Source organism: Robertmurraya korlensis (assembly GCF_023715225.1).
Lineage (GTDB): Bacteria > Bacillota > Bacilli > Bacillales > Cytobacillaceae > Robertmurraya_A.
This window is the reverse complement of the sequence record NZ_JAMBNS010000011.1, coordinates 164,754-176,887: the sequence shown is the minus strand read 5'-3', so window position 1 is coordinate 176,887 and position 12,134 is coordinate 164,754. Positions and strand designations below refer to the sequence as shown.

Here is a 12,134-nt window from a genome sequence, read left to right as displayed (position 1 = left end):
ATAGGTCAGAGGTGGAAGCGCGGTGACGTGTGGAGCTGACTGATACTAATCGATCGAGGACTTAACCAAATTACGATGAAACGTATTTCTTCTTCTTCATTCATTATCTAGTTTTGAAGGAATGATTCCTTCAAGTGAATACTGGTCTAGTGGCGATAGCGAAAAGGTCACACCCGTTCCCATACCGAACACGGAAGTTAAGCTTTTCAGCGCCGATGGTAGTTGAGGGTTTCCCTCTGTGAGAGTAGGACGTCGCTAGGCAAAGGAAAAAGCACCTGAGTGGGTGCTTTTTTTGTTGTCTGTGTTTTTAATTGACTGTATGCTCGCTTTTTTGTCTTTGTAGGTTAATTAGAAAGGCTCTATTTACCCGTAAGCAAGTCCACTTGCTTCAATGGGTCAAATAGAAGGACTCTATCTGCCCGCAAACAATTCCTTCCTTAGCAACGGGTCAAATAGAAATGCCCAATACCCAATGCCCACTGCTCAATCTACTGTCGCGTAAAACAGAAAAGCACTCTCCCGGGTTAACGGGTTCTGCTACCTCGCATCTTGGATTGCAAACTGTTGTTTTTTTATTTACAAAACGACGTTTTTCCTTTGACTTTCGCTCTGTTATTATTCATTGAAGATATCGTATAAGTAAGAGAATGAATAGGCGGAGAATTTCCGGCTAATGTATATGGAGGATGCTAAAGAAGCAGAAATAAGCGGAGGAATTCCGGTTAACTGCTCTAAATAAGCCAAAATTCAAAGATTTGGATCACTTAAGCGGAAAAACTCCGCTTATTCTTAAGGAAATATGGGTATTTCCCAATTTAAACGGAATTTTTCCGTTTATTTTCAAACACAGTAAAATCAACATCGTTTTATAACAGTATCTTGACCATCAAATGCATTATGAATATGATGACACTGTTTAATATTCTTACACAACAAAAAGCCCTGCATTGTGCAGGGCAAAATGTATAACAAATATAAGGAGATTTTCAAACGTATATCTATAAAACATGACAGGTATCTGAACCCGTTATGCACAGGTGCTTTTTTCCGACCCCCACCTAATGCTTCAAATGATAAGGCAGTGTTGACACAATAACATTTTTTCGATAAAGCAAGAAGGAACGGATCAGAAAGCTGGATTGATTGTGAAGCATATTATGCCAGCCTTTTTTCGGTATGAACTGCGGGATTAACACTGTTACACGATAATTAGATTCACTCGCTTTATGCTCGACTGTGTCGACAAATTTGGTGAGGGGATGAATAATGCTTCTATAGTGAGAATGTAAGGTGACCAATCGTACGTCAGGCTGCCACTTTTTCCATTTTTCCTCAAAGCGTTTTTCTTCTTCCCGATCAAAGGCTACATACACAGCTATGACCTGGCTTGCGGATAGTGACTTAGCATAGGTGATGGAATTCTCTACTACATGGGTGATGCCAGCCACAGGTACGATAATGACATTTCCTTCGATGGGTAGTGCGGCTTCGCATGTAGTGACACGAAGCTGGTCCGCAATGGCTTCATAATGCTTATGGATTTTATGAAAAATCAGGACAATCACAGGAATAAACACAAGAACCGGCCATACTTGGCTAAACTTGGTGATAAAAAACATTAAAGTCACTACGAAACTGATCAGAGCACCGGTTGTATTTATCGCGAGCTTTGATACCCAGCCGGTTGGTTTTTCGCGAATCCATTTTACCATCATTCCAGTTTGAGAAAGGGTAAATGGGATAAAGACACCAACCGCATACAACGGAATTAAATTTTCTGTATGTCCATGAAAGGTGATAATTAACAAGATGGAAGCAAAACCTAAAATCATAATTCCATTTGAATAACCCAGCCGATCGCCTCGTAGTGTAAACATACGAGGAATGAATTTATCATTAGCTAAGTTTACAGCTAATAATGGGAACGCTGAGTATCCTGTATTTGCCGCTAGGATTAAAATTAGAGCGGTTGTCCCTTGAATGAAGAAATACATAAAGGTTCGACCAAAGGTTTGACTAGCAATTTGTGAGACGACAGTTTCTTCTGCTCTTGGAGTAATTCCGTAGTAATAAGCTAAAACGACAATTCCAGATAATAAAATCGCTAGCAGTGTACCCATTAGCATCAGGGTTCTTGCTGCATTTTTTGGAGCAGGGTCTTTAAAGTTTGGAATGGCATTTGATATCGCTTCGACACCTGTTAACGCAGAGCTACCTGATGCGAAGGCCTTAAGTAAAAGGAATAAGCTAATTCCAGCTACCGGTGTTCCAATGGGTGTATGCAGTTCAGTAGGTACCTGACCTGTTATTACTTTAAACAAACCCACTCCAATTAAAATAAATAAAGCTAGAACAAATAAGTAAACGGGATAAGCTAAAATGGAGGCAGATTCGGTTACGCCTCTTAAGTTTAAAATCGTTAAAAAGATAACAAATACAATAGCAATCTCCACATTGTAGTCATGTAAAGCTGGGAAGGCTGACGTAATCGCGTCGGTACCTGCTGACACACTTACAGCCACAGTTAATATATAGTCAACCAATAAGGACCCTCCGGCTACTAGCCCAGGGTTAACACCCAGATTGGTTTTAGATACCACATACGCACCACCACCGTGGGGGTAGGCATAAATGATTTGTCGGTAAGATAATATTAGGGCCGTTAATAAAAGGAGGACTCCAATCGCAATGGGAATAGAGTACCAAAAAGCAATGGCCCCTATAGAAACGAGAACAATAAGGATTTGCTCTGGTCCATAGGCTACGGATGATAAGGCATCCGATGATAAAATCGCTAAAGCTTTCGTTTTATTTAGCTTTTGTTCACCTAACTGATCAGACTTCAAAGGTCTGCCAATAAGTAATCTCTTAATAGAAGAGATCATGTTTTACACCACCGTCTAGTAAAATATAATGAAAAAAATTCACAAAAAAAGTCTACAAGTCATCAAAAAATAAGACTTGTAGACATTAGCAAATTTGCTCCACAAGCTCCACCTTCCTTCTCAAAAAACGCTTACGAGGTTAGCTGTCGGATTCGGGCCTCATGAGTAGCCCTACCTATTAAAGGATTCACCCCCGGACATATTGGGTCCCCCGTACCAATGGTTTCAGCGATTTAAGAATATGAAACTTTGATTATCATACTCCCGCCATTAAAAAATGTAAATGAAAAATTTGTTAACTATTTTTGAACTTAAGTAAGCACAAAGTAGACTTCTATTCCCCCGTATAAATGGGTATAATAGGTTACTATTAAAGGACATTGAAAGGACTATTTAATATGACAAAACCAAAAAAAGCCACTTTTGAAGTTGAGGAAAATGAAACATTGAGTGATTGCCTTGAACGAATGGCGAAAGAAGGGTATACTCCTGTAAAGCGGACAGAAAAGCCAGTTTTTCAAGAGGTAAAAGAGGCTGGAGACGTTACTTATGAGCCTATTGCTAGGAAAATTGTATTCGAAGCTCGTTTAATAGAGTAAAACACGAACATTAACTATACATAAATTACAAACGTTCGACAATTTCATTGACAGATTATATAACAGATTGTAATATATACATGAGATTAATTTCAGAAATAGCCCTCGTATAATAATGGGAATATGGCCCATAAGTTTCTACCCGATTACCGTAAATGATCGGACTATGAGGAAATGTGATATGCCCGGAGTAAGAGGCGCTTCTTTTGTGTCTCTTCCATCTTGTATGAACAAGCCCGGACAGATTCCTTTCCTCGACATGGAAAGAATCTGTGTGGGCTTTTTATATTATTTAGCTAGGAGGGGTACAGTGGAAGCACTAGTTGGAATTATTATGGGAAGCAAATCTGATTGGGAAACTATGAAACTAGCGTGTACAGTGCTAGACGATTTAAATATACCGTACGAAAAGAAGGTGGTATCTGCACATCGAACTCCAGACTTGATGTTTGAATATGCAGAAACAGCTCGAGATCGCGGAATAAAGGTAATTATTGCAGGAGCAGGTGGAGCAGCCCATCTTCCTGGAATGGTGGCAGCAAAAACAACTTTACCGGTGATTGGTGTTCCAGTGCAATCAAGGGCGTTGAACGGTTTAGACTCCCTACTCTCGATTGTACAAATGCCAGGAGGTGTTCCGGTAGCAACAGTGGCGATTGGAACGGCGGGTGCGACGAATGCGGGATTGCTTGCCGCTCAAATATTAGGAGCATTTAACGAAGAGATTGCCTTAAAGCTTCAAGAGAAAAGAGAAGCAACGAAACAAGCCGTTTTGGAAAGTAGTGATGAACTTGTCTAATCCAGTGATTTTGCCAGGACAAACGATTGGGATTATCGGTGGTGGACAGTTAGGCAAAATGATGGCCTTATCGGCAAAAGCTCAAGGGTACCGAGTGGCTGTTCTTGATCCTGCGGAGGATTCTCCTTGTGGTCAAGTATCTGATCTAAGCATCGTGGCAGGGTATAACGATCTTGAGGCAATTAAAGAACTGGCAAGTGTGAGTGACGTGATCACGTATGAGTTTGAAAATATCGATGCAGAAGCTTTAAAATGGCTGGCAGAGCATGCGTATGTACCACAGGGAACTCAATTGCTAGAAATCACTCAAAATCGAATCACCGAAAAAGCGGCTATTGAAAAGGCGGGAGTGAAGGTCGCTCCTTATGCGGTCATTCATTCTGTACAAGACATTTATGATAATATAAAAAGGCTTGGATTTCCTGCTGTTTTAAAGACAGCTACTGGTGGATACGATGGCAAAGGTCAACTGGTCATCAAGACAGAAAAGGATCTGCCATTGGTTGAAAAGTTACTAGAACATGGTTCATGTGTGTTAGAGAAGTGGATTCCTTTTGAAAAGGAAATTTCAGTAATCGTTGTTCGCAGTGCAAGTGGGCAGACTGAAGTGTTCCCAATTGGAGAGAATATACATCGAGACAATATTTTACATGAGACAATTGTTCCGGCTCGAATAAGTGTGGAAGCAGCTGAAAAAGGATTAGCGCTTGCTGAAAAGCTTGCCTCAGCTCTGCAGTTGGTCGGTACTCTAGCAGTTGAGATGTTTCTTACAAAAGATGACGATATTTATATCAACGAGCTGGCACCACGTCCACATAATTCAGGTCATTACACAATTGAAGCGTGTGAAACCTCACAGTTTGAACAGCATGTGCGTGCGGTATGTAACTTGCCGTTAGGACGTACGACTCTCTTAAAACCAGCAGTGATGGTAAATATTTTAGGAGAGCATCAAGAAGCTGTGATTCAAGCCATTCCTTCTGTAACGGGTTGGAAAATTCATCTTTACGGAAAGCTCGAACCGAAGTTTAAGCGGAAAATGGGGCATATTACCTTGCTTCGTGAAAACGTAGAAGAGGCACTAGCAGAGATTGAAGACAGTGGGATCTGGAGTAAAACTGAAGAATTGATCGGAGGATAAAACATGATTGATCGTTACACACGCCCGGAAATGGGAGCTATTTGGACAGAGGAAAATCGCTTTAAGGCTTGGTTGGAAGTAGAAATCCTTGCTTGTGAAGCTTGGGTAGAGCTTGGTGAAATTCCGAAAGAGGATGTTGAAAAAATCCGTCAAAATGCTTCTTTCAATATTGATCGTATTAATGAAATTGAACAAGAAACACGTCATGATGTCGTTGCTTTTACAAGAGCTGTTTCTGAAACACTTGGAGAAGAGCGCAAGTGGGTACATTACGGACTAACTTCTACAGATGTGGTTGATACTGCACTGTCTTATATGCTTAAGCAAGCAAATGATATCCTTTTAAAAGACTTAGAGAACTTTGTTGAGATCTTAAAAAATAAGGCTCAAGAGCATAAGCATACGGTAATGATGGGACGTACACACGGCGTACACGCAGAACCTACGACATTTGGTTTAAAGCTTGCTCTTTGGTACGAAGAAATGAAGCGTAACCTAGACCGTTTCAAACAGGCAGCAGAAGGCATTGAGTACGGAAAAATTTCTGGTGCAGTTGGAACGTACGCAAACATTGATCCATTTGTTGAAAAATATGTTTGTGAAAAGCTTGGAATTAAGCCAGCTCCAATTTCTACTCAAACACTACAGCGTGACCGTCATGCACACTATATGAGCACGATTGCTCTTATTGCTACTTCGATTGAAAAATTTGCAACTGAAGTTCGTGGATTACAAAAAAGTGAAACGCGTGAAGTAGAAGAATTTTTCGCAAAAGGTCAAAAGGGATCTTCGGCAATGCCGCATAAGAGAAACCCAATTGGATCTGAAAATATGACAGGACTTGCTCGTGTAATTCGTGGATACATGATGACAGCATACGAAAATGTTTCGCTTTGGCATGAAAGAGATATTTCACACTCATCTGCTGAAAGAGTCATTCTTCCAGATGCAACGATTGCACTAAATTACATGTTGAACCGTTTTGGAAACATTGTGAAAAACTTAACGGTTTTCCCTGAAAATATGAAGAGAAACATGGATCGTACACTTGGATTAATCTATTCACAACGTGTCCTTCTAGCTTTAATTGACAAAGGATTAACTCGTGAACAAGCATACGATACGGTTCAACCAAGAGCAATGGAAGCTTGGGAAAAGCAAGTTCATTTCCGCTCACTAATCGAAAGTGACGAACTTATTACTAGCAAGTTAAGCCCAGCAGAAATCGATGATTGCTTCGACTACAACTATCATATCAAGTACGTAGATACCATTTTTGAAAGATTAGGTTTATAAAAAGAAGCGTCCCAGCGGCGCTTCTACTCAAAAAATTGCCAATATTCCGATTCAGGAGGTACGATTACTAATGGAAAAAGGTTCCTTATTATACGAAGGCAAGGCGAAACGGGTGTACAAAACGGATGATGAACAAATTGTTTGGATTGAGTACAAGGATTCAGCTACTGCTTTTAATGGTGAAAAGAAGGCAACAATCGATGGGAAAGGTCGCTTGAATAACGAGATTACTAGTTTGTTATTTTTAAAGCTTCATGACGCGGGTATTCCTTCTCATTTTGTAAAGCGCCTTTCTGAGACTGAGCAGCTTGTTCAAAAGGTGGAGATTGTTCCCCTTGAAGTAGTCGTTCGTAATGTGGCAGCTGGAAGCTTTTCAAAACGCCTTGGAGTAGAAGAAGGCAAGGAGCTGTCAAAGCCATTAGTGGAGTTTTACTTAAAGGATGATGCATTAGGTGATCCGCTTATCACAGATGATCATGTAGACGAATTAAAGCTTGCCACTCCTGAAGAGGTAGCGCAATTAAAGGAAAAAGCACTGACTGTAAATGCGACTTTATCAAGCTTTTTCAAAGAGCTAGGAATTCGCTTAATCGATTTCAAACTAGAATTCGGGAAGAATGCTGCAGGAGAATTATTACTTGCTGATGAAATCTCGCCTGACACATGCCGCCTGTGGGATGCAGTCACAAATGAAAAGTTTGATAAGGATGTATTTCGCCGCGATTTAGGAAGTTTAACGGATGCATATGAAACCATACTTGAAAAATTAGGAGGACCACAACATGTATAAAGTTAAAGTGTTTGTAACGTTAAGAGAGAGTGTATTAGATCCACAAGGAACAGCTGTTGTTCATTCACTACATTCGTTAAATTATCAGGCGGTATCAGATGTTCGTATCGGAAAATATATGGAATTAACAGTAGAAAAATCAGATCGTGATGTAGAAGAAGTAGTAAAAGAAGTATGTGAAAAAATCCTTGCTAACACGGTTATTGAAGACTATCGCTATGAGATTGAGGAGTGTGTTGCACAGTGAAATTTGCGGTAATCGTGTTTCCTGGATCAAACTGTGACATCGATATGTATCATGCGATTAAAGATGAACTAGGAGAAGAAGTAGAATACGTATGGCATGACGCTACAAGCTTAGACGGATTTGATGCCATTCTATTACCAGGTGGATTTTCGTACGGTGACTACCTAAGAACGGGTGCTATTGCTCGCTTTAGTAATGTCATGCAGGAAGTTGTGAAGGCAGCTGAAGCTGGGAAGCCGGTACTCGGTGTATGTAACGGATTTCAAATTTTACTAGAAGCAGGTCTTTTACCAGGGGCTATGCGCCGCAACGAAAGCTTAAAGTTCATTTGTAAAAATGCCCCGCTTCGTGTGGAAAACAATGAAACGATGTTCTCCGGTAGCTATAAGCAAGGAGAAACGATCCAAATTCCTGTCGCTCATGGTGAAGGAAACTATTATTGTGATGAAGAAACATTAGCTAGATTAAAAGAAAACAAGCAGATCGTTTTCACATATACGAATAATCCTAACGGTAGCTTAGAGGATATCGCTGGAATTATGAACGAACAAGGAAATGTACTAGGAATGATGCCACACCCTGAAAGAGCTGTTGATGAGCTATTAGGTGGAGCAGACGGAGTAAAGTTATTCCAATCGATCGTTAAACAATGGAGGGACTCACATGTTGTTAAAGCTTGAGCCAAGTCCGGAGCAAATTAAACAAGAGAAAATTTATTCACAAATGGGCTTGTCTGACGAAGAATTTCAAATGGTAGAAGACATTCTTGGACGCACGCCGAACTACACAGAAACAGGGTTATTCTCTGTTATGTGGTCAGAGCATTGTAGCTACAAGAACTCAAAGCCGGTTCTTCGCAAGTTCCCAACATCAGGAGCTCGTGTTCTTCAAGGTCCTGGAGAAGGCGCAGGGATCGTGGATATCGGTGACGAGCAGGCGGTCGTTTTTAAGATTGAAAGTCATAACCACCCATCAGCGATCGAGCCTTACCAAGGAGCGGCAACAGGGGTTGGCGGAATTATCCGTGACGTGTTCTCTATGGGTGCGAGACCAATCGCATTGTTAAATTCTCTACGTTTCGGTGAGTTAGATGCATCGAGCCGTGTTCAATATTTATTTAAAGAAGTAGTTGCTGGAATCGCAGGCTACGGAAACTGTATCGGAATTCCTACTGTTGGTGGAGAAATTCAGTTTGATGCTTGCTACGAAGGAAATCCACTTGTTAACGCGATGTGTGTCGGCTTAATTGACCATAAGGATATTAAAAAAGGTCAAGCGCATGGGGTTGGTAACACGGTAATGTACGTGGGAGCTAAAACCGGTCGTGATGGAATCCACGGTGCAACGTTCGCATCAGAAGAACTAACGGAGACATCAGATGAGAAACGCCCAGCGGTTCAAGTAGGTGATCCATTTATGGAGAAGCTTTTATTAGAAGCTTGTCTTGAACTTGTTCAGTGTGATGCTCTTGTTGGGATTCAAGACATGGGAGCTGCGGGTCTTACTAGCTCATCAGCGGAGATGGCAAGTAAAGCCGGCTCAGGGATTGAAATGAATATGGATCTTGTACCGCAGCGTGAAAAAGGCATGACGGCTTACGAAATGATGCTTTCTGAGTCTCAAGAGCGTATGCTAATCGTTGTTGAAAAGGGCCGTGAACAAGAAATTGCTGATATCGTCGGTAAGTACGATTTAGATGCAGTTGCGATCGGTGTGGTGACGGATGATAAAATGCTTCGCTTAATTCATAACGGTGAAGTAGTAGCCAATGTTCCTGCAGATGCACTTGCTGAGGAAGCGCCAGTGTACCACAAGCCATCTGCTGAACCTGCGTACTTCCGTGAGTTCCAAGCGATGGAGAACACAGTGCCAGAAGTTAAAGATCATAACGAAACGTTAGTGAACCTTCTTAAGCAAGCGACGATTGCAAGCAAAGAGTGGGTTTACGATCAATACGATTATATGGTTCGTACAAGTACGGTGGTAGCACCAGGAAGCGATGCAGCGGTGGTTCGTATTCGTGGAACGAGAAAAGCATTAGCGATGACAACGGACTGTAACTCTCGCTACCTTTACTTGGATCCAGAAACAGGCGGAAAAATCGCAGTTGCTGAAGCGGCACGTAATATTGTTGCTTCTGGTGGGGTACCACTTGCGATCACGGACTGCTTAAACTTCGGAAATCCAGAGAAGCCAGAAATTTTCTGGCAGATTGAAAAATCGGTGGATGGAATGAGTGAAGCGTGTAACGTTTTAAGCACACCAGTAATCGGTGGGAACGTATCACTTTACAATGAAAGAAGTGGAACGGCTGTTTATCCAACACCGGTAGTTGGAATGGTTGGATTAATCGAGGACATCGATCATATTACTACGCAAAGCTTTAAAGATGCGGGAGACTTAATCTATCTAATCGGGGAAACAAAGCCTGAATTTGGTGGAAGTGAGCTTCAAAAGCTGACAAACAACAACATCTTTGGTAAAGCGCCTGAGCTTAACCTAGAGGTAGAAAAGAAAGCTCAAAAGCAAGTTCTTTCAGCGATTCGTGCAGGAGTGGTAGCATCTGCTCATGACGTGTCTGAAGGTGGAGTAGCAGTAGCACTTGCTGAAAGCTTAATGGGTAGCTCAGAACTAGGAGCAGAAGTAACCCTTCAAGGCGAAGCAACAACGGCACTATTTAGTGAGTCACAATCTCGCTTCGTTTTAACGGTGAAGAAAGAAAACCAAGCACAATTTGAAAGCTTAGTAGAGGCAAAATATATCGGTACAGTAACAGATACTTCTGATTTAAAAATAACTTGTGGTGATGAATTGGTCGTTACACAACCAGTTTCTACGCTAGAAAAGGCTTGGAAAGGGGCAATCCCATGCTTGCTGAGCTAAAGGGGTTAAATGAAGAGTGTGGTATCTTTGGTATTTGGGGACATCCGGACGCTGCACAACTCACGTATTACGGATTGCATAGCCTTCAACACCGTGGTCAGGAAGGAACGGGAATGGTCGTTTCTGATCAAAAGAGATTGAAGGGCTTAAAAGGGGAAGGTCTTGTTGCCGAGATCTTTACGGCTAAGGCGATGGAAGAAATGACCGGAAGTGCGGCGATTGGGCATGTTCGTTATGCAACAGCTGGAGGAGGCGGTTATGAGAATGTTCAACCGCTTCTCTTTAACTCACAGACGGGCAGTCTTGCTCTTGCGCACAATGGAAACCTAGTGAATGCGAATCAGCTTAAGCTTCAACTGGAGGGACAAGGAAGTATTTTTCAAACGAGTTCCGATACAGAAGTGCTAGCACATTTAATTCGCCGCGGTGGATTTTCATCGATTAAAGATCGTGTAAAAACGGCTTTAACGATGTTAAAAGGGGCATACGCCTTCTTAATTATGACGGAAGATGAGTTAATGGTTGCCCTTGATCCGAACGGCATGCGACCATTATCCATTGCCAAATTGGGTGACGCATATGTGGTTGCCTCAGAAACTTGTGCCTTTGATGTAGTGGGCGCAGAGTTCGTTCGTGATGTATTGCCAGGTGAGTTAATTACCATTAATGCAAATGGCATTCATTCAGAAATGTATTCCATTGCATCGAACCAAGCAATGTGTACGATGGAATATGTGTATTTTTCAAGACCGGATAGTAATATCCAAGGAATTAATGTTCATACGGCAAGAAAGGCAATGGGTAAAAAGCTTGCCTTGGAAGTACCGATTGAAGCGGATGTCGTAACAGGTGTGCCTGATTCTAGTATTTCAGCAGCAATTGGGTATGCAGAACAATCTGGCATTCCTTATGAAATGGGCTTAATTAAAAACCGTTATGTGGGCCGTACGTTTATTCAGCCATCTCAAACTTTGCGTGAGCAGGGAGTGAAGTTGAAGCTTTCTCCCGTTCGTGGAGTGGTTGAGGGCAAGCGTGTCATTATGGTGGATGATTCGATTGTTCGAGGGACAACAAGCCGTAGAATCGTCACGATGTTGAAGGAAGCGGGAGCGAAGGAAGTACATGTCGTGATTAGTTCTCCTCCGATTCAAAACCCATGTTTCTATGGAATTGATACATCGACAAGAGAAGAGTTAATTGCTTCTAAACTTTCGCCTGAAGAAATTCGAGAGATGATTGGTGCGGATTCGCTCACATTCTTGAGTGTGGAGGGAATGCTTGAAGCAATCGGAAAGGATCCACGTGAGGATCAATGCGGACAGTGCTTAGCTTGCTTTACCGGTAAATACCCAACGGAAATTTATCCAACGGAACTAACACTAGAAACGGTTAAATAATGGCAGCAGCACATGCTGCCTTTTCTACGGAAATCTATTTTTACTTGAAAAATGACTAGCACCGGCGTCTACTTAAGACGCTTGCGCTTTTCTATGG

Annotated in this window: 10 protein-coding genes, 1 rRNA gene and 2 riboswitches; of the genes, 10 read left to right on the top strand and 1 reads right to left on the bottom strand. The window is 41.7% G+C overall.

The window, feature by feature from the left end:
• The first annotated feature begins 145 nt into the window (after positions 1-145).
• A 5S ribosomal RNA gene (gene rrf, locus M3175_RS19080) occupies positions 146-261 on the top strand.
• A 797-nt stretch (positions 262-1,058) separates the two neighbouring features.
• On the opposite strand, the gene kimA is transcribed toward rrf, so the two are convergent.
• On the bottom strand, positions 1,059-2,885 hold the full coding sequence (kimA, locus tag M3175_RS19075; protein WP_251522505.1) for a potassium transporter KimA: 1,827 nt from the start codon (positions 2,883-2,885) through the stop codon (positions 1,059-1,061).
• Positions 2,886-2,997: 112 nt separating this feature from the next.
• A riboswitch (cyclic di-AMP (ydaO/yuaA leader) is annotated at positions 2,998-3,126 on the bottom strand.
• Positions 3,127-3,283: 157 nt separating this feature from the next.
• Between kimA and M3175_RS19070 the strand changes: the two genes are divergently transcribed.
• From M3175_RS19070 to purF, 9 genes are all read left to right on the top strand, one after another.
• Positions 3,284-3,484, top strand: a complete 201-nt coding sequence (locus tag M3175_RS19070; RefSeq protein ID WP_251522504.1) for an NETI motif-containing protein — start codon at positions 3,284-3,286, stop codon at positions 3,482-3,484.
• An 85-nt stretch (positions 3,485-3,569) separates the two neighbouring features.
• Positions 3,570-3,671, top strand: a riboswitch (purine riboswitch).
• Positions 3,672-3,794: 123 nt separating this feature from the next.
• The gene (gene purE / locus M3175_RS19065) at positions 3,795-4,283 is read left to right on the top strand and encodes a 5-(carboxyamino)imidazole ribonucleotide mutase (protein ID WP_251522503.1); all 489 of its coding nucleotides are present in this window, start codon (positions 3,795-3,797) and stop codon (positions 4,281-4,283) included.
• Positions 4,270-5,424: a 5-(carboxyamino)imidazole ribonucleotide synthase gene (purK, locus tag M3175_RS19060; protein WP_251522512.1), complete on the top strand. Its 1,155-nt coding sequence runs from the start codon at positions 4,270-4,272 to the stop codon at positions 5,422-5,424. The genes purE and purK overlap by 14 nt, the downstream gene beginning before the upstream one ends.
• 3 nt (positions 5,425-5,427) lie before the next feature.
• Complete coding sequence (gene purB / locus M3175_RS19055) at positions 5,428-6,720, top strand: adenylosuccinate lyase (protein WP_160548542.1); 1,293 nt, start codon at positions 5,428-5,430, stop codon at positions 6,718-6,720.
• A 70-nt stretch (positions 6,721-6,790) separates the two neighbouring features.
• Positions 6,791-7,510, top strand: a complete 720-nt coding sequence (purC, locus tag M3175_RS19050; RefSeq protein ID WP_251522501.1) for a phosphoribosylaminoimidazolesuccinocarboxamide synthase — start codon at positions 6,791-6,793, stop codon at positions 7,508-7,510.
• Positions 7,503-7,757 (top strand): phosphoribosylformylglycinamidine synthase subunit PurS, encoded by a 255-nt coding sequence (gene purS, locus M3175_RS19045; RefSeq protein WP_119706435.1) that lies wholly within the window; start codon positions 7,503-7,505, stop codon positions 7,755-7,757. Before purC ends, purS begins: the two co-directional genes overlap by 8 nt.
• Positions 7,754-8,437: a phosphoribosylformylglycinamidine synthase subunit PurQ gene (gene purQ, locus M3175_RS19040; RefSeq protein ID WP_251522500.1), complete on the top strand. Its 684-nt coding sequence runs from the start codon at positions 7,754-7,756 to the stop codon at positions 8,435-8,437. The genes purS and purQ overlap by 4 nt, the downstream gene beginning before the upstream one ends.
• Positions 8,421-10,640 carry a phosphoribosylformylglycinamidine synthase subunit PurL gene (gene purL / locus M3175_RS19035; protein WP_251522499.1) on the top strand — a complete coding sequence of 740 codons (2,220 nt, stop codon included), beginning with the start codon at positions 8,421-8,423 and terminating at the stop codon, positions 10,638-10,640. The genes purQ and purL overlap by 17 nt, the downstream gene beginning before the upstream one ends.
• The gene (gene purF, locus M3175_RS19030) at positions 10,625-12,037 is read left to right on the top strand and encodes an amidophosphoribosyltransferase (RefSeq protein WP_251522498.1); all 1,413 of its coding nucleotides are present in this window, start codon (positions 10,625-10,627) and stop codon (positions 12,035-12,037) included. The genes purL and purF overlap by 16 nt, the downstream gene beginning before the upstream one ends.
• Positions 12,038-12,134: the final 97 nt, after the last annotated feature.